This is a genomic window from Acinetobacter sp. YH01018 (genome assembly GCF_013420295.1).
Taxonomy (GTDB): domain Bacteria; phylum Pseudomonadota; class Gammaproteobacteria; order Pseudomonadales; family Moraxellaceae; genus Acinetobacter.
In genome coordinates, this window is record NZ_VOYL01000005.1 from 93,082 (window position 1) to 115,901 (window position 22,820).

Annotated in this window: 14 protein-coding genes and 1 pseudogene; 11 read left to right on the forward strand and 4 right to left on the reverse strand. The window is 40.2% G+C overall.

Annotation, left to right across the window (positions count from 1 at the left end):
- The first annotated feature begins 83 nt into the window (after positions 1 to 83).
- The gene (glpD, locus tag FTT83_RS03465) at positions 84 to 1,604 is read left to right on the forward strand and encodes a glycerol-3-phosphate dehydrogenase (RefSeq protein ID WP_180081306.1); all 1,521 of its coding nucleotides are present in this window, start codon (positions 84 to 86) and stop codon (positions 1,602 to 1,604) included.
- Between the two features lie 94 nt (positions 1,605 to 1,698).
- Here glpD and FTT83_RS03470 read toward each other — a convergent pair whose 3' ends face one another.
- Positions 1,699 to 2,064, reverse strand: a complete 366-nt coding sequence (locus tag FTT83_RS03470; RefSeq protein WP_086196795.1) for a hypothetical protein — start codon at positions 2,062 to 2,064, stop codon at positions 1,699 to 1,701.
- A 100-nt stretch (positions 2,065 to 2,164) separates the two neighbouring features.
- The gene (locus tag FTT83_RS03475; RefSeq protein ID WP_180042321.1) at positions 2,165 to 3,994 is read right to left on the reverse strand and encodes a phosphoenolpyruvate carboxykinase (GTP); all 1,830 of its coding nucleotides are present in this window, start codon (positions 3,992 to 3,994) and stop codon (positions 2,165 to 2,167) included.
- A 417-nt stretch (positions 3,995 to 4,411) separates the two neighbouring features.
- Between FTT83_RS03475 and FTT83_RS03480 the strand changes: the two genes are divergently transcribed.
- The 4 genes from FTT83_RS03480 to groL all read left to right on the forward strand — a co-directional run bounded on the left by FTT83_RS03480 (position 4,412) and on the right by groL (position 8,282).
- Positions 4,412 to 5,350, forward strand: a complete 939-nt coding sequence (locus FTT83_RS03480; protein ID WP_180176220.1) for a diacylglycerol kinase family protein — start codon at positions 4,412 to 4,414, stop codon at positions 5,348 to 5,350.
- Entirely contained in the window at positions 5,331 to 6,104 is a 774-nt protein-coding gene (locus FTT83_RS03485) for a metallophosphoesterase (RefSeq protein WP_180176221.1), read from the forward strand. The genes FTT83_RS03480 and FTT83_RS03485 overlap by 20 nt, the downstream gene beginning before the upstream one ends.
- A 182-nt stretch (positions 6,105 to 6,286) precedes the next feature.
- Positions 6,287 to 6,577, forward strand: coding sequence for a co-chaperone GroES (gene groES / locus FTT83_RS03490; RefSeq protein WP_016167026.1), 291 nt, complete (start codon positions 6,287 to 6,289; stop codon positions 6,575 to 6,577).
- Between the two features lie 70 nt (positions 6,578 to 6,647).
- On the forward strand, positions 6,648 to 8,282 hold the full coding sequence (groL, locus tag FTT83_RS03495; protein ID WP_166170312.1) for a chaperonin GroEL: 1,635 nt from the start codon (positions 6,648 to 6,650) through the stop codon (positions 8,280 to 8,282).
- 584 nt (positions 8,283 to 8,866) lie between these two features.
- Here the strand turns inward: groL and FTT83_RS03500 are convergent.
- Positions 8,867 to 9,250 (reverse strand): hypothetical protein, encoded by a 384-nt coding sequence (locus FTT83_RS03500; protein ID WP_180042314.1) that lies wholly within the window; start codon positions 9,248 to 9,250, stop codon positions 8,867 to 8,869.
- A gap of 521 nt (positions 9,251 to 9,771) precedes the next feature.
- A pseudogene (locus tag FTT83_RS03505) lies at positions 9,772 to 10,533 on the reverse strand (IS5 family transposase).
- A gap of 503 nt (positions 10,534 to 11,036) precedes the next feature.
- Here FTT83_RS03505 and FTT83_RS03510 point away from each other — a divergent pair.
- The 6 genes from FTT83_RS03510 to FTT83_RS03535 all read left to right on the forward strand — a co-directional run.
- Positions 11,037 to 14,294 (forward strand): YadA-like family protein, encoded by a 3,258-nt coding sequence (locus FTT83_RS03510; protein WP_180176222.1) that lies wholly within the window; start codon positions 11,037 to 11,039, stop codon positions 14,292 to 14,294.
- A 750-nt stretch (positions 14,295 to 15,044) separates the two neighbouring features.
- Positions 15,045 to 16,310 (forward strand): TolC family protein, encoded by a 1,266-nt coding sequence (locus tag FTT83_RS03515; protein WP_180081314.1) that lies wholly within the window; start codon positions 15,045 to 15,047, stop codon positions 16,308 to 16,310.
- A gap of 48 nt (positions 16,311 to 16,358) precedes the next feature.
- A complete protein-coding gene (locus tag FTT83_RS03520; protein WP_180081316.1) occupies positions 16,359 to 18,605 on the forward strand; it encodes a type I secretion system permease/ATPase in 2,247 nt (748 codons plus the stop codon).
- A 58-nt stretch (positions 18,606 to 18,663) separates the two neighbouring features.
- Positions 18,664 to 19,902 carry an HlyD family type I secretion periplasmic adaptor subunit gene (locus FTT83_RS03525; protein WP_180081318.1) on the forward strand — a complete coding sequence of 413 codons (1,239 nt, stop codon included), beginning with the start codon at positions 18,664 to 18,666 and terminating at the stop codon, positions 19,900 to 19,902.
- Positions 19,903 to 21,031: 1,129 nt separating this feature from the next.
- The gene (locus FTT83_RS03530) at positions 21,032 to 21,829 is read left to right on the forward strand and encodes an OmpA family protein (RefSeq protein ID WP_180042303.1); all 798 of its coding nucleotides are present in this window, start codon (positions 21,032 to 21,034) and stop codon (positions 21,827 to 21,829) included.
- Between the two features lie 69 nt (positions 21,830 to 21,898).
- Positions 21,899 to 22,820 (forward strand): cadherin-like domain-containing protein (locus FTT83_RS03535; RefSeq protein ID WP_180189937.1); only part of this gene is annotated, 922 nt, incomplete at its 3' end.

A 22,820-nucleotide genomic window follows, 5' to 3' on the forward strand; every position in this document is an offset into this window, starting at 1 on the left:
CCTTTCACTTTAAATAGTGTTAGGTTTCTTGAGATAACAAGAAATTTAAGTTTACTGTCTGAACAGGATTAGAGGAGGTGGACATGCAAGTGAGTCATCCGGTCTATGATGTAGCGGTGATTGGTGGTGGTATTAATGGCGTGGGTATTGCCGTTGATGCTGCAGGACGGGGTTTGTCGGTTTTTTTATGTGAAAAGGATGACCTCGCCAGCCATACTTCCTCTGCCAGCAGTAAGTTGATTCATGGCGGTTTGCGTTATCTTGAATATAAAGAATTCCGTTTGGTACATGAAGCTTTGCTGGAGCGGGAAATCCTGCTAGCCAAAGCACCGCATATCATTCGTCCCTTACGTTTTATCATGCCACATCAGCCGCATTTACGTCCCGCTTGGCTGATACGGACCGGTTTATTTATTTATGATCATTTGGGAAAACGGAAAAAATTAGCTGCTTCCCGGCATATTCATTTTGATCCGGCCAGCAGTCCTTTAAAAGATGAAATGACGCAAGGTTTTGAGTATTCGGATTGTACTGTGGATGATGCGCGGTTAGTGGTTTTAAATGCCATGCAGGCGCATGAGCTGGGCGCCAAAATTGCCACACAAACCCGTTGTACCGCTGCTTACCGTGAAAATGGCGTGTGGAATATCCATCTGGAACATGCGCAGGGTAGTTATCAGGTGCAGGCAAAAGCGCTGGTTAACGCTACAGGACCTTGGGTGTTCCAGTTTATTGAGCACAATTTAAAACAGCAATCACCGCATGGTCTACGTCTTGTTCAGGGCAGTCATATTATCGTGCCTAGAATTTATGAGGGCGATAAAGCTTTCATTCTGCAAAATGATGATCAGCGTATTATTTTCGCGATTCCTTATCTGGAGCAATATACCTTGATTGGGACTACTGATCATGAGTATCAGGGCAATCTTGATCAGGTCGAAATCACCGCACAGGAAGTGGATTATTTACTGGATGTTTATAATGATCATTTTAAGCATCAGCTGACGGTTGAGGATATTTTATATACCTATTCAGGTGTGCGCTCTTTGTGTGATGACGAGTCGGATAATCCATCGGCTGTTACCCGAGATTACACTTTGGCAATATCGCATGCGCAGGAAAATGATGCACCTTTACTATCGGTATTTGGTGGCAAGCTCACCACTTATCGAAAACTGGCAGAGTCAGCAATGGCGCATTTGGCGCCGAGTTTCCCTGACATGCATAAGCCCTGGACTGAAACGGCTTTTTTGCCGGGTGCGGAAAATCTGGTTTCGATTGAGTTGTTAATGCAGCAGCTGATGCAGGCTATTGAGGATGTTTCTTTACCATTGGCTTCGCGCTGGGCACATGCTTATGGTTCAAGGGTATGGGGATTTTTAAAGGATATTTCAGGCATCAATGAACTGGGTGAGGATTTTGGTCATGGTTTGTTTGCTAGAGAAGTAGACTATCTGGTGGATCAGGAGTGGGCGAGAACCAGTGAGGATATTTTATGGCGCAGAAGCAAACTCGGTTTTCAATTTAGTAGCGATGAAATACAGCAACTGGATCAATATCTTTTAAAATTGCTGCTGACAAGATCAAGCGATACTGCAGCTTAAGCGATTCAACAAGAAAAAAGACCGCCTGAGCGATCTTTTGGGTGCAGCAAGTTTTAGTTCTTATCTTCATTCAAGTTTCAGCGGTGGGCTGTACTTAAATTTCAACGCCGCCGAGTTCTTTACAATTTACCGGCGTATTCCATTTCACGGCTGTACCCCAAACCACGGGGCGTACAAAACGCCAAGGCCAGAAACCGAATCTCTGGCTGGCATTGTAGTTAATGACCACGTTGCCACCGACTTGATGAGCACGTTCTGCAAAACGTGAATACAGTTCTTCTACGCTGCCATAAGTCCCTTTAGCCACTTTAATGCGCTTTTTGATCTGAAACTGGCTAGAGTCTGGCGTACCTTTGATTGCACAAATGTGAAGAGCAGGCTGTTCAGGTGTCTCGGGTTTGGCTATTGCCAAAGTAGACATGCTAAGCAGACAGGCAGTCAGTGTGAGTGTTTTTAACATGAAGTTTCCCCTTTTATGGCTGTTGTTAAATTATACAATCTTATTATTAAACAAATAGTTAAAAAAAAGGCCGCTTGTGCGGCCTTTTTTTATTTAGCGATTAAGCAGATTGAACTGCAGCTAAAAGTTCAGCTTGACGCTTTTTCAACGCTTCTGGTAGACGGTCACCCAGTTTGTTGAACAATTCAGAGTGGCTTTCAAATTCTTTGATCCACAAATCTTTATCTTGAGAAGTCACCATCTCGAACTGTTCTTTAGTGAAGTCAGAACCAGTCCAGTTCAGCTGTTCGTAAGTTGGAACGCGACCGATTGGTGTTTCAACAGCATCTGCACGACCTTCACAACGGTCAATGATCCACTCAAGAACACGCATGTTTTGACCGAAACCAGGCCATACGAAGTTGCCTTCAGCATCACGACGGAACCAGTTTACATTGTAGATGCCAGGAAGCTTGTTGCCAGCAGCTGCAGCTTTCGCACCAACTTTCTCACCCATTTCTAACCAGTGAGAGAAATAGTCAGCCATGTTGTAACCGGTGAATGGAAGCATTGCAAATGGGTCACGACGAACAACACCTTGTTGACCAACAGCAGCTGCAGTGGTTTCAGAACCCATGGTTGCAGCTTTATACACGCCGTCAACCCAGTCGATTGCTTCTGAAACTAGCGGAACTGTGTCTGCACGGCGACCACCGAAGATGAATGCAGAAATTGGAACACCTGCTGGATTTTCCCAGTCAGCATCAATTGAAGGGCATTGACCTGCAGCAACGGTAAAACGTGCATTTGGATGTGCAGCTTTTTCACCAGCAACGTGTGGTTGACCTTTCCAGTTAGTCAGGTTAGCAGGTACTTCTTTAGTCAGACCTTCCCACCATACTTCACCGTTGTCAGTCACGGCAACGTTAGTGTAAATCACGTCGTGGCTTAAAGTCGCCATACAGTTCGGGTTGGTTTTGGTATTGGTACCAGGTGCTACACCGAAGAAACCAGCTTCTGGGTTGATTGCATATAAGCGACCGTCTTCACCTGGTTTGATCCAGGCAATATCGTCACCTACAGTTTCAATTTTCCAGCCTTCGTAACCTGCTGGTGGAATCAACATTGCAAAGTTGGTTTTACCACAAGCTGATGGGAATGCAGCAGCGATGTAGTGTTTTTCACCTTGTGGATTGGTTACGCCAAGGATCAGCATGTGTTCAGCTAACCAGCCTTGTTGACGGCCCATAGAAGAGGCAATACGTAATGCCAGGCATTTTTTACCAAGCAATGCGTTACCGCCGTAACCTGAACCATAAGACCAGATTTCACGCGTTTCTGGATAATGCACGATATATTTTTCTGGGTTGCAAGGCCAAGCTACGTCTTTTTGACCTTCTTCAAGCGGAGCGCCTACAGTGTGGACACATGGTACGAATTCGCCATCAGTACCAAGTACCTCGTAAACAGCTTTACCCATACGAGCCATTTTAGCCATGCTTACTGCTACGTAAGGAGAGTCGGTTATCTCAATACCGATGTGTGCAATATGAGAACCTAAAGGACCCATAGAGAAAGGAACCACGTACATGGTACGTCCTTTCATGCAACCATCAAACAAACCGTTCAGGCGAGCGCGCATTTCAGCAGGCGCTTCCCAGTTGTTTGTCGCACCTGCGTCTTCTTGTTTTTCTGAACAGATAAATGTGCGACCTTCAACACGAGCAACGTCAGAAGGATCTGAATTTGCCAAGTAAGAACCAGGGTGTTTTTCTGGGTTAAGTGCTTGCATAGTGCCGTTAGCGATCATCAAGTCAATAAGACGTTGATATTCTTCTGCGCTACCGTCACACCATTCAATTTTTGCCGGTTTGGTTAATTTAGCAATCTCTTCCACCCATGCAATAAGCTTAGGGTTACGAACGAATTCTGGTGCGTTCACTTGGGTCATGGTGAGGCCTATCTCAAATATGTACGATTCAAATGTACAAAGTACAATCCAGGCAATGGGATACATCGCCAGGATGAAAATATAAAAAAAAAGTGGCTGTATTAAAGCATAAAATCATAAAAAAAATAAGACTAAAGAAGTAGCTGAAATAGATTGGAATATTATATATTTATTTTTTTAAATCATTAAAAACAATAAGTTAAAACATTGTTCGTTTATTAATTGATCCATTTACCAGTTTTATGAGTGTTATTTATTTAAATTATTTATTTATAAAACAATAGTTTAGTGTTGTTATTTTCGTGGTAATCGCTATTGATTTAATAAATGGTGGTAATTCGAATTTTACATAAAGATGCTTTCAATTGTCGATAATTTGGACGAAATTAGAGCAATTGCTTCAAAAAAGTAGTAAAAATGTCAGTTTCTGCCAAGCCTTTGTCCCTTATCTATAATGAAAAATCAGGATTTCATGCAGCCAATAAAGATGAAATCTATGAGCTGCTTATGACAAATTTAACGGCCTATGGTTATGAGATTCAGGCATTTGAAATTAGTGCTGAAACAGATTTTAGCAGTTTTATGGACAGAATCATCGCACGCCATCTACAGGCAGAAGAAATTGGTATTGTGGTTGCTGCGGGTGGGGATGGTACACTCAATACGGTGGCTACCAAATTGATAGGCACTGAGATTCCTATGGGTATTTTTCCCTTGGGAACCTTCAATTATGTTGCCCGCTTGTTGCATATTCCACTTGATCTTCTCAAAGCGGCCGATGTTATTGCGACAGGACAAATCCGTGCAGTTCATGTGGCGCAAATTAATGATCATATCTATTTAAACAATGCTAGCTTGGGGCTTTATCCTTTATTCATACAAAGGCGTGAGCTCTATAACCGGTGTTTTGGCCGTTTTGCTTTACATGCCTATACTTCGGCTCTTGAGGTGCTGATTCGTGATCGCAAAGAACTGAAACTGGAAGTGGAAATTGACGGTAAAAAATATCCCGTCAAAACTCCGCTGATTTTTTTTGGCAATAATCAGTTGCAACTGGCAGAGATGAATTTACGCATTGCCAAATGTGCTGAATTGGGAAAGGTTGTGGGTGTGGTGGTGGCGAAAAGCGATAAACCCACCTTATTTAAAATTTTATGGCAGTTGATTCGAGGCAATCTTGATCATGCACCAGATGTGTATAGCTTTTCTGCCGACAAGGTGCAAATACATTCCAAAGCCAAAAAACTGACTCTTGCACTGGATGGTGAGATTGTGGAAATGCAGCCCCCGCTGCATATTTCCGTACGCAAGCATGCATTGAAAATAATGGTTCCTTATGATTCTACATCTATCTGATTTGCATTTTGGTACGGAAAGACCGGCCTGTATGGCTGCAATTCGTCTCTTTTGTCAGCAACATCCTTTGGAAGCTGTAGTGGTCAGTGGGGACTTAACCCAGCGCGCCCATTATAAGCAGTTTTATGATTGCAAACAGTTTGTGGAAAGTTTAAATCTACCTTATCTGGTGGTACCCGGTAATCATGATATTCCCTTGTACCATGTCTGGAACCGGATATTCAGTCCCTTTACCCGTTATAAAATTTTCTTTGGTCATATGGAAACTGTGCTGGAAACCAAGAATTTTTATCTGATTGGCGTCAACAGTATTCGGCGGCGTTATCATACTCGGGGCCATATTTCCCTGGAGCAAATTCAGCAAATTGATCAAAGGCTGATGATGGCTCCCAAGCGTAAAATCAAACTTATTGTGGCGCACCAGCCATTTTATACACCGCCAGATAATCCGCATGGGATCAAGGATTGTCCAATGCTGGGGCGTATGGCTTTGGAATCTTGGAGTCAAAGTGGTTTAAATGGTCTGTTGCATGGTCATCTGCATCAATCAGCGGTGTATGATCTGAACCAGATTTACCATTTAGGGGCAGACCATCCGGTGCTGGATATTCATGCGGGAACTGCAACGTCTTACCGTTTGCATCGTGGCTTACCCAACAGTCTGAATCTGATTTATCCAAATGCTGATGTAGAGCATTATTATTTTAACAATCAGCAAAAAGAATTTGTGTTAAAAGAAGAAAGTGCTGATTAAATGCAGAAATATCGGATTTGAATAAAAAAAACACAAAAAACAGCAATTTTTTTTTGTTTGCCCCTTGAAGCGTTTTTTTCCATCCCCACAAAAGTGTCATCGAAATTATTTGATGATGACCGATGGAATAACAAAGTCATCATTACTTCACTAATAAAAGACTTAGTCTGATGGAGTTTCCAATGAGCAACATTCGTCCATTACATGATCGCGTAGTTATTCGTCGTGTTGAAGAAGAAACTAAAACTGCTGGCGGTATTTTGCTTCCAGGTTCTGCTGCTGAAAAACCGGCTCAAGGTGAAATTATTGCAGTAGGCAATGGCCAGATTACTGATAACGGTGTACGTGCTTTAGATGTAAAAGTTGGCGACAAAGTATTGTTTGGCACTTATGCGGGTACAACGGTAAAAGTACAAGGCGAAGAACTTCTTATTATGAAAGAGTCTGACATTTTAGCTGTGCTTGAAGGTTAATCCTGAGCCGGAAAATTCAGACCTGATTATTGATTCAGCTTATTGAAAATTAAAATATTTGGAGTAAAGCATGTCAGCTAAAGACGTAAAATTTGGTGATTCAGCTCGCGCTAAAATGATTGCAGGTGTAAACGTTCTTGCAGATGCGGTAAAAGTGACTTTAGGCCCTAAAGGTCGTAACGTTGTGATCGACCGTTCTTTTGGCGCACCACATATCACTAAAGATGGTGTAACTGTAGCGAAAGAAATTTCACTTGCAGACAAATTTGAGAACATGGGTGCTCAACTGGTTCGTGAGGTTTCTTCAAAAACCAATGACATCGCAGGTGACGGTACAACAACTGCAACCGTATTGGCTCAAGCAATCTTGAACGAAGGAATCAAGTCGGTGACTGCGGGTATGAACCCAATGGACTTGAAACGTGGTATCGACCTTGCAGTAAAAGCTGTAGTGGAAAACATCAAAGCCACTGCTAAACCAGCGTCTGATACTAAAGCGATTGAACAAGTGGGTTCGATCTCTGCAAACTCTGACGAAACTGTGGGTAAACTGATTGCTCAAGCAATGGAACGCGTTGGTAAAGAAGGCGTGATCACTGTTGAAGAAGGTTCAGGTTTTGAAGATGCGTTAGACGTAGTTGAAGGTATGCAGTTTGACCGCGGTTATATCAGCCCGTACTTTGCAAACAAGCAAGACACTTTAACTGCAGAACTGGAAAATCCGTTCATCCTGCTTGTTGATAAAAAAATCAGCAATATCCGTGAATTGATTACAGTGCTTGAAGCGGTTGCTAAAACGGGTAAACCGCTTCTTATTATTGCTGAAGATGTTGAAGGCGAAGCATTGGCTACGCTTGTCGTAAACAACATGCGCGGCATCATTAAAGTATGTGCGGTAAAAGCACCTGGTTTCGGTGACCGTCGTAAAGCAATGCTGCAAGATATCGCAATCTTGACTGGTGCGACTGTGATCTCTGAAGAAGTGGGTATGTCTTTAGAGCAAGCTACACTTCAAGATTTGGGTACTGCACATAAAGTAACAGTATCTAAAGAAAACACCGTGATTGTAGATGGTGCTGGCGATGCAAACCAGATTGCTGAACGTGTTCAACAAATCCGTGCGCAAATTGAAGAATCTACGTCTGAATACGACAAAGAAAAACTTCAGGAACGCGTTGCTAAATTGGCTGGTGGTGTTGCAGTAATTAAAATTGGTGCAGCAACTGAAGTTGAAATGAAAGAGAAAAAAGACCGTGTTGACGATGCGCTTCATGCAACACGTGCTGCAGTTGAAGAAGGTGTAGTTGCGGGTGGTGGTGTTGCGCTGGTGCGTGCAGCTTCTGCGCTTAACGGTGTAACTGGTGCCAATGATGACCAAAATGTAGGTATCAACATTTTACGTCGCGCTATTGAAGCTCCACTTCGTCAAATCGTAGCGAATGCGGGTGATGAGCCATCTGTAGTCATCAATGCTGTGAAAAATGGCGAAGGTAACTTCGGTTATAACGCTGCTACTGGTGAATATGGCGATATGCTTGAAATGGGTATTCTTGACCCTGCAAAAGTAACGCGTTCTGCACTTGAGCATGCTGCTTCTGTTGCTGCTTTAATGTTAACGACTGAATGCATGATCACAGATATCCCTGAAGATAAACCTGCTATGCCTGATATGGGCGGCATGGGTGGAATGGGCGGTATGATGTAATTCATCTGGCTGATTCATTACTCAGCTTTCCAATACATGTTAAAAACATCCTTCAGGTTTAGGCTTGAAGGATGTTTTTTTATTGGTATATTTATTTATAAGTGTTATAAATTTTAACAATTTCAGTAAAAAATCTTCGACTTTTGTATCCTGTCTGTTAATTTATTTTGTGATAGTATAAATGAAGATAAGATAAATTTCACATCAGGTACGTATGATTTTTCTGTTGATATTTTAAACAGAATTAAGTGTATAGAATGGGATCTGAACATAATAAGTATTCTGAATATCTGTGATCTTTATCATAATATGATGTATAAATGTTGTTAAATAGTGATATTATTGTGACCGTGTAATCAGTTTATAATAGTTAATAATTTCTCCAAAATATAGTTGACATTTAGCATGAATGATTTGAATACAAGAGCTAAAGAGCATAAGAGGGTGGTTCTGAAATCGGAGCTGATAGTGATTAGCGCTGAAGAGTTGAAGGGCTTATATCGAAAGTTGAGGGACTATGAAGATCAGATACAAAGTTACCAACAAGAAAAGCGATTTTTTCTGAAAATGCTGTCCAATCAATCCTAATTAGTTTGGCTAAACTCATCAATTAAGTTTTGAATAATTTCTTTGTGTGCACTCTTTAGGGCTTTGAATTTTAAAAAATAGTTTAATTCAACACTTTGTGATTCTGTTAGTGTAGATGTTTCATCTGCTAGTTTTTGATCACCAAATCTTAACCATTGTTTAGAAACATTTAACCATAATGCTAATAGCGACAATTTGTCCTGACCAGGAATAGCCTTGCCAAGCAGCCAGTTATTCGCTGATTGTACGGAAATTGGTTGACCATCATAACGACAGTTAAATTCTTTCGATAAGTAAGTTGGACTAATCGGATGTTTGGCTTCTGATAAAGCCTGAGTTAGGCGTTCAGCAAAAAGTTTTTTTTCCTGTTGATTACTCATGATCTAAAATAAACCTCAAAGATGCAATTATTATACACTTTTTATATTGCGAATAGGTTGTGCTATTGTAATAATTTTACTCCATAAAGGTAAATTAATTTCAATATCTAAAAAAGTCTTTGATAGTTTAATTTGTATCCAAAAGTTTCCATTTGATATTTTAAGGTCAGCTTGATTTTAAAAAAATAGCTGTAATCAGCTAAATAAACCCCTCATCTCTTTTAACAGTATTTGAAACGGTTTTTTTGCATTCTGATGAGTAAATGTAAATTGACATTTTTATGTGTAGTATTAAAAAAATTTTGATTAGCACAATTATAATTTTCAGTGCTCTTTTTAGGGTGGTGCTACAGTTTTCCATCTAATTTATGTGATTTTGATCCTTGGTGAAATGATTTGAATGCTGGATTCAATGATGGCGAAAGTTTGCATCTTCTAGAGTCTAATAGTACTAATTAATCTGTACATGCAATAGATCTCTAATCACTTCATGGTTTTTTATTTGTGGGCCTGTTAATCATTCATAATGGTAGCCAAATAAATATACGAGCTAAGGTAACAGAACTTGAATGGTTTCCCTTTAGCTTGTCATAATGTGTCGCGATAGCTTTAAATTACTTCAGTCTTGCAAGTATATTCTCAATTAAGTCTCTAATTTTATATAAGTACCAATCCCTGTAATCATTATGCAATTGGGTTTTGAATTTTGTAGGATATTTGCTTTAGTCATTGTTTTTTTATATTTTTTATATAAATAAGTTCGTATCATATCCTTTATTTGTACAAAGCACATCAGTATCTTTTAGATCTATGGGATTAACCAAGGCTGTTGCTACTTTCATATTATGACTTGTACCGTCATGAATTAGAAATTGAATAGGGTTCTCATTTGAATCTACTGTTAAATGAGTTTTAGAGCTATTACCACCCATGCTTTTTGAAATAGCTTGGGTTCTGATGCTTGTGGCATGCTGATGAGCACGCACATGGGTTGCATCAATAAATACCCACTCCAGATCAGCATCAAAAGAAATTAAGTTAAATGTTTTTAATAACTTATTGTTTTTTGACCGCTGTGTAAACTTTCTAAATATTGAGTTGGGTTTGCTAAATGCTGTTAGCAAATCTCTTCATGCGTAATCTGTGTGAATTCTATATGGGATAGCTTCAATAAAATTTCGAAGATTATGGTTGAGATAAATATCAAAATTAGGGATGGGTGTATTGCTCCGCAAGGCTTTCAGCTTAGACCAGTGTTGATCTATCAGTATTGTGCGAGTCATAGCGAGAAGTGAATTTGGTTTGGTAATTAAATTTTACTTTCTCGCTATTTTTTTGCACAGCAAATGTCACAGACTCTAATTTCAATCGAGTTGTTTTCATAAAAATTGACTGTAAATGGTGCTAACTGATGCCACCGCTAAAAATTTATAAATTGATTTTATTGGTTTGATTTATCGCCTAAAAATACCTCATAGTTACAAAATATATCAAGTATTGATTTAAAATATTTTGATGTGATTTTTGATATTTTATTTTAAATAGATGATTTTAATATATTTTATTGTTATTATGGTGTTTCTCTTGCTAAGAAATATGTAATTATTATAAATATAAATCAAATATTGATTGATAAAGATGTTTTTTTTTGTATATTATGGCCTTGTACGAAATTGATGCTTTGAACGGAATTTTTCAGTATCCAAATTTTCGTCCCAGTTTTGCTGGTTTGCAAACATCCTAGGGTAAACCAGTCTTTTTATAAGAATTGAAAGAGGACAAATCTATGACATTTAAGAAATCAGCATTAGCTGCAGCTGTATTAACGGTTGTTGCAGGGAATGCCTTGGCTGCAACAGTAACAACTCCAGAAACACGCTTTAAGCCTACAGGTCCATTCAGTGGTTATTTGCAATCTGAAGGCTATTCTACTTCAGTAATTGACACAAACTTTACAAGTAATAAAACCTTTCTTGAAGTACAAGATTCGAATGTTGTTATATCGGCTGGCACTCCTGAACCAGTAGCTGGTCAACCGGGGGTTGAGCGTTATAGTGAGACACGTGAAGGTACAGTTGAAACCACTTCTAATTCATCTGATTGGAACCTGACCGATAATACAAAAGAAGACTCACGAACTGTAGATACGTCTTCATATTATAGTGCGAATGGCTTGGTAACTCGTACAGCGCAAACTCGTACTCTATCTATACCTTTTGTTGGGACTGTTACTATTCGAGAAGCAGATGTTGGGACTTTGACTGAGGATAACTTTGAAGCATACGATCTAACCAAAAAAGCGGGTGCTTTTGAAGAAACACGTTCGAGTAGCAGAACAGCAGTTGACTATAATGATAACCAAGTACTTGATCATACTATAGAAAGTAAGCGTACTCGAAATTATAAGGATAATGCGGTTGCCTATGACCAAAATGGTCAACCAGTACAGGTTGACGGTCAAACTAGTTATGTGGTGTTAGAAGATACCAGTGAGCGTAATTTTAATTTAACGGCATATAATTCAGATGTTGAAAATGGCGTAGAGACTAGCCGTGGTCCTGATGGCAAGTTACTGGTTGTAGATCGTAGCCGTTCTTCTACCGAGCAAGATGCTAACTACCAATATGATGATATTTCTGGTGATTTCGTTACCTTTAAAGTTGAGGGTAATGATGTATTAGTGTCTAATATTAGCGAACAAACCAAGGCTCGAGCTTCAACATATATCAATTATGATGACGTGAGTGTCAAAGATTTTGAACGCAGCCGTTCTGGTACAAATAATAGCAAAGATACTGCTGTTCTTGATGGTTTTGAGCAATATGACAATCGCTCATGGGAAAATAGTGTAACTCAATATAATGATGGTAAATCTAATATTGACCAAGAATCTTCATTTAAGTTTACACAAGCATCGAAAGACCGTGATTTCTTGACTGATGAAGATGGGGTGGTTCTTGTTAATGGAAAACCTGTTGTAGATAAAGTAACTGAAGTAACTTCAAGTGTGTCAGGTGCTTATTCTAACTACCAAGCAACAGAAGATGCTAATGGTGATGATTTTGTTATCACTAAAAATGGAAATGATACACGTTGGACTGATACTGATCTGAAACATCGTTCATTTGCGTATGACTATCAGCAAACAGTTACAGATCAGCAGGATGGCTTTGTTGCACATGACATCCGACAATTTGACGGATCAGCTGACTACTATGCGAGCATGCAGGAAAATATTGAGGTAGATCGTGATCTCGAATTGAACTCCCTCAGTGATCAAAAATATAAAACAGGTCCTCTTCCTGTTGTAAATACTTATACTCCTGATCAGGTAACCTCTGGTTTCAGACGTAAACTTGATGGTTCACCTGTTACAGCTGCAGATGTGAATACTTGGACCGATCAAAATGGTACAGATCATTACTATGTTGTATTGGGTCATGATAGAAATGGTCAGGAAATTCGTTCTGAGGTTCAATATACGGACGGATCAGCATCGAGTTTAACTTTGAATGCTGTACAGGAAGATTTCCAACAGCGCAACTCAACAGAATCTGTGCGTTATAATGAAGATGAATTTTATAAGTCTACCGATTCATTTGTAAATAAAGAAAAAACCACTTATGAAGATGGTTCGGTTGAGTATGATAATTCGACTCTTGATCAAACAATCACTGTTTACAATGAGAATGTAGTTGATAAAGAGTGGGAAGGTACTCGTGCTGGTACTCAAGCAACTCAGGATGTGACATTTGTTGACGTGGGTGGTGTTGCAACAGCCGCTCAGATTGATACTTCTGCATCAAGTTTTGCTGAAAAAACTACTAAATATAAACCAGGTCAGGAACTGGAAGAAGAGACTGCGCGTACTGAAACTCAGCAAGGTAGTCATGAGGATCTGTTAGCTGAAACGACAGAAGCTTACCAAAACAATTGGGAGTTTAATGACAAACTGTATGCTGCAGGCGCAAGTGATTTACTTCACGTTTCAACTGTAAGTGGAAATGGTACATCTTCTTATACTTCTGATACACAGACTCAAGAATCAGAATGGGCATTGAATAATGACGAAACAATTTATCAAGCTGGTGATATAAATAGTACTGAAACTGGTTCAACATCACAGAGCACAACAACTACTGATCTTGTAACAGGTAATTCAGAGACTTATGCAACTAATGGTCAATTTGCATCAACTGAGTTCAACACGGTTACTGGTTTGCTAGCATCACAAGCTGTTCTGTCTACAGAGGCTGCTCAGCGTCAAGAAAGTTTAAGTCAGACCGAGGCTGGTGTAACCACATCTACAACGGTTGTTCGTGGTTATGAAGATGAACAACGTAGTGATGAAAGCGCAACCTTGACAGTTTATGGTTCTGAAACCAATGTTGCGGGTGACGGCTCTCAAACTGTATTGGCTAAGAGTGAAACAACAGTTGTAGATAAGTTTGGTATTGAGGAATCTAATGAGCTGACTCAAACAGATACAAATATCACTGCTGCTGGTGCTACAACCACAACTACACAACAACGCACAGATGATGTTGCTGGTATTCAGCTTGAAAAAACAGTGGCAGGTACTACGACTCAGACCAGTTCAACCACAATCAGTGCGGGTGAAATTTCTGTAGATGGCGTGTCTATCACTGCAAATGGTTTGAATGCCAATAATACCGTTGTGTCTAATGTTGCAAATGGTGTTGCGGATTCTGACGCGGCAAACCTTGGTCAAGTACGATCATACTACAATGATGTCAGTGGTCGTGTTAACCAATTAAATACACGTGTTGATGATGTTGAGAAAACTTCTTACCGTGGTATCGCTATTGCTTTAGCTGCGCAACAACAAATCCCTAACATCGGTGCTGGTCAATTTGCAGTATTTGGTGGTGTAGGTCACTATGAAGGTGAATCTGCTGGTGCTCTAGGTGTTGCTAGCGTATTTGCTGACGGTCGTACTTCTGTAAGTGCTGCGGTAGGTTTTTCCGGCGGTAACGAAGTTGGTGGTCGTGTAGGTGTATCATACGTTTTTGGCGGTAAATAATTACCTGTTAAAAAGTATAGATTAAAAAAATCCTCGCCTTGTGCGGGGATTTTTTTAATCAATTTCTATTCATATGATGAGTCATTTTTTTGTTTGACTTATCACTTTAATTTTTTGTGTTAAACGTCTATAAAACAGCTGTTTTTATCCATTTTAGAATGGATAAAAATAATGCAAAAAGCTGGAAAATAAAATTATTGGACAAATTGATGATATTGCGTTGAATGTAAGTTTATAGGCTAAAATAATCCAGAAAATTGTTCACTATACTCAAACTCAGGCGGACAAGGTGTCTGCTTTGGATCTGGGAAAGAGATAGGATTCAGTTTCTTTGAGCTGATCGATTTTATACATAAATTATGTATAAATCCTGCAAGTTGACGGTACAAATCATGATCAAAAAATGGATATTTGCATCATTGATGTAAGAGGCTTACTGTTGAGGAATAGAATTAAAATTCCGGAAAAAAGAGGGGATAAAGTTACCTACTTAAAAAATATAGTCACTTGATAATAGAGCAAAAAATTAATGAAAGTTTCATGTGTTTAGTCTGTATTTTAATGAGTTGTTGCTTTAAAATCCGAAAATGCTCTAATTAATGTGATATTTTTCACATTAATTTGGATGGTTAATACCGAGTTTTTGATTAGAACACAGTAGAAATCTTAAAGCTAATTATTGAAAGTCATCATTATTTTTTATGTAATAATCACTTAAAGTTGAATATGAAAAAAAGTCATAGATCTGTTGTGAGATATCCTCAAAATCAGGTGATGGTGCTGTTCACCACATTAATGTTGACTTCCCCGGTTTATGCAGCGGATCTCAAAATATTGCTACAGAATGCATTAACACAAGATCCATTGATGATTGAAGCGCAAGCCAATGAGCAGGCGGCGATCAGTAAAGTTAAAGAGTCACAGGCCTTGCATTATCCAGTTTTGGCAGTGACCGCAAATCAAGTCCTGGGTCAATCCCATAAAGATCGCACCGATTATGCCAGTGAAGACTTCACGCCGGGTTTACGTGGCACCCTGAATTTATATTCTTTTGGAGCCATTAGTGCGCAGGTCGAGCGCGATAAAAGCAAATCAGCGTATTTTCATGAAAAAATTGGTGAAACTTCAGAAGAATTAGGCTACACCATTGGCAGTGAATATATTAAAGCCTTGCGTGCCCAAGAGTCCTTAGTTGTACAAAACCGGAGTCTGGAACGCCACAATAAATTCACCCAGGATATTGGGATTATTGTGAAATATGATCAGGGACGTCGTTCTGAACTGATTCAGGCTAAAGCCCGGCAGATGCAGGTTGAACATATGATCAGCGGTTTACAGCGTGAGCTGGGCTTTGCTTTAAGTAATCTGAAAAAATATACAGCTGATGTTTCTCCAGATGGATTGCGTGATCCATTTGCCGATCTTTCCGTCACGGATGTTGTGAATCGTTATAGTTTGACCCATCCCAGCCAGCATCCCTCTTTTCAGGCACAACAAGCTGAATTGGACAGTATCCGATCCGAACATAAATATCGTCAAACCAAACGCTATCCAAGTATTAATTTAGAAGGAAATGTCACCACTGAAGATCGTCAAGTTTATTTAAGCATGTCGTGGGATATGTTTAATCAAGCGACAAAATATTCAGTAGAGCAGGGTGGACAATCGATTGTGGCAGCAAATGCACGATTAGGGCAAATTCAGCGAGATATAGAAGAACGTGCCCGAACTGCAGAAATTGATATGTTTCAAAGCAAACAAACAATGGAGATTACCCGACAACAAATCGCAGCTTCACGTGATGTAGTGATTGCCAATGAAAAGCAATTTAAGATTGCACGAAAGACTTTGGTTGATGTACTGAATGCCTATAATGAGCTGTCTGCAGTGGAAATGGCTTATGTAACGGCACAAAATGATTTTCGTATGGCAGCCTTGGCATATTTGCGGGCACAGGGAAAAATCTCAACATGGGCGAAGGGTTCGAGCGACACGACCTGGTCGATACAGCCTTAACTTTTAATCCAGCATTGCGACAGAATAAAAAAGGTTATCAAAAAGTTCATGAAATCAATTATCGAACATATCGCTTTAGTGACCCAGCTTCTGGGAACACCTATTTCTGTTGCTACGCTTATGGCACAGGTCACCCAGGATCAGAACCTGCAGGTCAATTATCATTCATTGGGGGAAGTCTTAAAAACTCATGGTTTTGACAATACCCTGGCACAGCGAAATTTGCAGGATATTCCGTCCTTAGCCATGCCTGTGGTGGTTGTGCTTAAAGATGAACACGCAGCAGTGATTACCCATATTGATGGTGTGGGGGATGAGCGAGTTTATGAAATTCAGCAGACCGATGGTTTAAAGCAGAAACTCACTCAACAACAACTTGATGAGCTCTATTTGGGATATTGCTGGTTTATCAAGCCAAAACTGGCCAGTGATTTACGTTCAGAATTACCCGAATATCATATGCCTAAAGCCTGGTTCTGGAAGGTGATCTGGCGTTTCCGTTCCTATTATTATCAAGTCATTTTGGCGACGTTCATTATCAACTTCTTGGCATTGGTCAGTTCACTCTATGTCATGAACGTCTATGACCGTGTGATTCCAAACAAGTCTTATGAAACCCTGTGGGTGCTGAGCATTGGGGTTATCTTGGCAATTTTCTTTGAATTCGTAGCCAAGATGATTCGTGGGCATTTAACCGATATTGCAGGAAAAAAAGCAGATTTAATTATCAGTTCGGCGATTTTTAGACGGGTGATGAGTCTGGATTTGTCGGAAAAACCTGCCTCTTCAGGGGCTTATGCCAACAACTTGCGTGAGTTTGAGTCGGTACGCGACTTTATGACCAGTGCCAGCTTGCTGGTTTTGGTGGATTTACCATTTTTACTGTTATTTATCACCGTGATTTGGCTGATTGCTGGGAAATTAGCTTTGGTGCCTTTAATTCTGATCCCCATTGTGATGTTGGTGGGTTTTTTGGCACAAGGTCCTCTTGCACGTTATATCAATGAGTCCATGCGTGAAGGCTCGCAACGACAAGGCTTGGCGGTTGAGGCCATTGAAGGGATTGAAACCTTAAAAACCAACAATGCTGCCAGCTGGGCGCAAGAAAAGTGGGATTTTTATACAGCCCGCAGTGCAGCTTCAAGTACTAAAACCCGTGATTTAAGCAATTTTGTGGTGAATTTTTCGGTTGGTATTCAGCAACTCAATACGGTGATTTTGGTGATTGTGGGGACTTATCTGATTCATAGTCCTGATACCAATTCTAAAATTACCATGGGGGCGTTGATTGCAGCCGTGATTTTATCGGGTCGTGCGCTGGCTCCTTTGGCGCAAATTGCCAACCTGGCGATTCGCTTTCAACAAGCCAAAGTGGGGATGCAAGGTTTACAAAGCATTATTGACCGAAAAATTGAGCGTGATCCAGAGCGGGAATATATCAGTCTGAATCGGGTTGAAGGTGAGCTGAATGTGCAGCAGGTCAGTTTCAAATACCAGGCTGATATGCCAGAGGTATTGAAAAATGTCAGTCTGCAGTTGAAGCCGGGTGAGAAAGTCGGGATTTTGGGTAAAATTGGCAGTGGTAAAACCACCATGCTGAAACTGGCCAGTGGCTTATTTACTCCGAGTCAGGGCAATGTCACGTTAGATGGCGTTGATTTAAGACAGCTTGATCCGAATTATCTGCGCAACCAGATCGCGATGCTGGGACAGTCGCCGCGCTTATTTTTAGGCAGCTTGCGCGAAAATCTGGATCTGGCCCGTCAGGATGGTTTTAGCGGTAACCAGGATTTGATTAATGCACTGAAACGTTTTGGTTTGGAGCAGATGATTCAAAACCATCCTAAAGGTCTGGATATGCCTTTGGGTGAGGACGGACAGGGATTATCTGGCGGGCAGAAACAGATTATTGCTTTGGCGCGTCTGACCTTGCGTCATCCAAAAGTGGTGCTTCTGGATGAACCCACTACAGGGCTGGATCAAGGCACAGAACAGAAGGCGCTACAAGCTCTGGGACAATGGTGTAAAGACAAAACTCTGTTGGTTGTGACTCACCGGATGCAGGTGTTAAGCATTGTCGATCGAATTGTGGTGATGGATCAAGGCAAAATTGTCATGGATGGACCGCGTGATGCCGTGCTTAAAAAGTTGACACAAAATGAGCAAAAAGCACGTACAGCGACACAACGGGTGATTCGACCTGCGGCTATGGCGGGTTCAGTGGCAACCAACAGTCCGACGCAGACTGATACGAATGCCGCCCAGATAGCTGAAACAGAGCATCCGATGGCCTAAATCTGACTTGAATTAATAAAGCCCGAGCCAGAGACACACATAATATTGAGTAAAATGTATGAAGGATAATCCAACCAAGTCATCTGAAAAGATACATTCCAAAGATCTGAAATTGGTGAATGATCTGAATGCTGCGTTGCAAAAAGAAAAGCATAGCGGGTTATTTTGGATGATCGGTTTGCTGTTTGTGTTTTTGGTGGTGTTCGTGATCTGGGCCTATAACAGTACGGTTGAAGAGGTGACTCGGGGACAAGGCAGTGTTATTCCAACCAGTCGTGAACAAATTGTACAAAGCCTGGATCCGGGAACCATCAAGGAAATGCGGGTCAAAGAAGGAGATGTGGTCGAAAAAGGGCAAATTCTCCTCACTTTGGATGATACCCGGAGTGCCGCAGTATTACGTGAAAGCGAAGCCAAGGTGGCTAACCTGGAAGCCATGGCAGCCCGCTTGCGAGCAGAATCTTACGGCACCGCCATTCAATTTCCTGCAGGGATTAGTCCGGACTTGCAGCGTCGTGAACGTGCCGCTTATGAAGCCCGTCGTCGTGCAGTCGATGATGCCGTATCCGGTTTGCAGCAAAGTAAAGCTATGCTGGACCGGGAAATTGGGATTACCGCACCGATGGTTGCAGAAGGGGTAATGTCAGAAGTGGAATTGCTGCGTATGCGTCGGCAGTCTTCAGATCTGGCTTTGCAAATCAATGAAAAACGCAACCAGTATGCCGCCGATGCCAACAACGAGCTGGTCCGCATAGAATCGGAACTGGCACAGGCCAAAGAGAATATGGCGATGCGTGCCGACCCTGTAGACCGCAGCTTAATTCGGGCACCATTACGAGGGATTGTGAAAAATATAAAAATCAATACCTTGGGTGGGGTGGTTCAGGCGGGACAAGACATTATGGAAATTGTTCCTCTCGATGACAAATTACTGGTTGAAGCGTATATCCGTCCGCAAGATGTGGCATTTGTCCGTCCGGGGCTAGATGCAATTGTAAAAATTACTGCTTATGATTATTCGCTGTATGGTGGACTAGAAGGTAAAGTAACCCTGATCAGTCCTGATACCTTACGTGACAAGGCGCGACCAAGTGAACTGAATCTAAATCCAGACGAAGCTTACTATCGGATTTTAGTGGAAACCCATAAAAATTCACTGACGGATAAAAATGGACAATCCATGCCGATTATTCCCGGTATGATTGCCAGTGTGGATGTCAAGACTGGAGAAAAAACCATCTTTCAATACCTGATCAAGCCGATTACCCGTATGAAGCAGGCATTGCAGGAACGCTAAATAAAAATATGTTTTAATTTAAAAATTTAAGCCAAATTTTTATGAAATTTGGCTTTTTTATTGACTTGAGATTGGATAAGACATGCATGAGCTGAAAACTTCCTGTCAGTATCTGCTGGGCTTTACTAGGTTTAATTGAGGAGATGCATCTTAAAAATACACAGCACGATGATGGGGAAATCAACTTAGAAGTGATTTTGGTTTATAAAATATCGAATCTTTGAAGGAGACTACAGCCGCAGTTTTTAAACAGGAATGCCTGCTGTGTTTAGGATCACAACATTTAAGTTTTTATCTTCAAGGGAATGGTTTGGAAAGCTGAAAAATATCAACCTGCAGTAGTCAGGCTTGAATATATAGGTCTCGTCTAGAGGTCAGTATCATTTCAGCAACACTTTGATCAAAACAAATCGAACAAGCTTTAGTGTTTACTTCAATGCTGTATGCAGAGAAGAATCTCGTTTTCTAGCTTGAAACCGGGTGCGTGATTTTGAGTGACTTACTTTGATTACTTCATTATTCAGCACAAAGTTGCAATGAAATGTATATTTTTAACTTTATTTCTTTGGTAGAAGCTTTTGTTATTTGGTATATTTTTTATGTAATTAATGTATTAAAAGTGTAATTTATGTACCATGAATATTCATTTAATTAACTAGAATCATATTTTACATAAATTATTTATCACGTATAAATATAAGCAAGTTATTGTAAATTATTAATATAAAACTCTCAAGAAAACTTAATATTAATAAAAATTATTCTTATTTAAGTTCGAATTTAAATGGAAATAACCCCTTTTTTCTATTAATAAAAAGAGATATAAATAAATTAAAAAAGATGATTTTTATACTATTTTTTTGAGTATATTTTTTATATGATTATTAAGTTTAAATGTGAATTAAGTCACATAAATCCATACTTTTTTTAATAATTTTACATTGGATTTGCTTTTTTAAGGGCTGAAGGGTGGTGGGATATGAGTATTAAAAAATTAGTTTTAATAACGGGGCTTTCTATTTTTGGGTCGGGATGTGCTTCTATTAATAATCAGTCTCCTTTAGAGCATTGGAAAACATTTAATCCTGCATCTATGACTTTGCCTGATCATATTAGACCGGATCAAACAATGGCAGTTTTTCTCCGAGAGGAAAATGCATTCAATGGTCCAGCCGTTAATATTTTTCTGGAAGGAGAGTATTTAACTTCGCTTCAACCGGGCGGTTATAAAATGCTGCCTGTATGTGCAAATCCGACTCAAATGAGTGCTGCTTTTACCCAAAGTGAGCTGGATTATTCAAAGGTACGGCAGAAAACTCAGGTCTATGACTTGCCTGCAGGGAAAATTCAGTATTTTAAACTTGTTGAGGATGCTAATCAGTCTATTAAAATTCAGCCATTAACAGAAGCACAGGCCCAGCAGATCCTTCCTACCGTTCGTGAACAAACTCATACGCTCCCACGTGTTGAAAAAAATAAGGTGTGTGCAAAACCAGTCTATGTCAATGTCCCTGTCCAAACTGTCTTGAAGAAATATACCTTACAGGCAAATACCTTATTTGCTTATGCAAAATCAGGCCCAAATGACATATTAAAAAAAGGTCGCGAAGAAGTTAAAACAATCGCAGATCAAATTATCAATGAACAAAGTCAGATTAGCCATATTAGCATTCTTGGCTATACCGATCCTGTAGGAACCGAAGCTTTTAATCAGCAGTTATCTTTGCGACGTGCTGAAACAGTGCGTAATTTACTGACAATGTATGGTGTGGCTAGACAGAATATTTCAGTCGAAGGACGCGGTGAACAAGACCTGGTGGTCAGTGATTGTCAGAGTCGTTATGCAAAAGACAAGCTGGCTCATGAGCAATGTGATCTGCCTAACCGACGTGTAGAAATTATTACTTACGGCATTAAAGCTGAATAAAACTTTTTAAATCTAATTGAACTTTCTAATAAATTTTTAAAATCTGGCTAGCAGATCAGGATTAATCTTATGAATAATCAAACCATTACTGTAAAACTACATAGTGCTAAGAAAATAATTTCAACTCTGAAAGTTACCAAAACACCCGATCAGCCTGTGATTATTCAGGCCAAAAAAAATGTCAATTACGAGTTGATTGATGATGCAACTCAATTTGCCCCTGAAAATATTAAAATTAAGCGTGTGGGCAATGACTTGCATATTGGTTTTGAAGACGGTTCATCAGATCCACTTGATGCTGACCTGATTATTCAGGATTACTATGGTCACGATGGGGTGACCAGTAATTTACTGATCGGTCTGCATGAAAATGGCAGTTATTATGCCTATGTGCCGGAAAGTGGTTTGCAAGAACATGCTGTAAGTATGCTGGCTGAAGAAGTCAGTGCTGGTCAGGCATTGGGTGGTGAACCTTTGGTTGCAGCTGCCTATGAGTTTAATCCGTATTGGTTACTGGTTTTGATTCCTTTGGTGGGATTGGCTGTGGCAGCGGGTGATAGTGATTCGGTATCAGTAAAGGAAACTGCTCCTGTTGCAATAGATGATGTGATCAGCATTGTTGAAGATACTGTATTTACTTCAACAGTCAGCCTATTGGCGAATGATAGTGATGTTGACAGTAGTTTCACTGCAGTTGCAGGTACGTACACGACTACACAAGGCGGCACGATTGTGATCGCGGAAGATGGTCAGTATGTGTATATGCCAGCAGCGAATTTCACAGGTATTGATACTGTTGACTACACCATTACAGATGGTTCGTTGACGGATACTGGTACGTTGACCATTATGGTTAGTTCAGTTAATGATGCGCCTGTGGCCAATCCAGATACAGCAACTGTGGTTGAAGACACTGCAGCCACCATTATTGTTCTGGGCAATGACACGGATGCTGAAAATGATACGTTAACTGTTACTGCAGCGAGCGCGT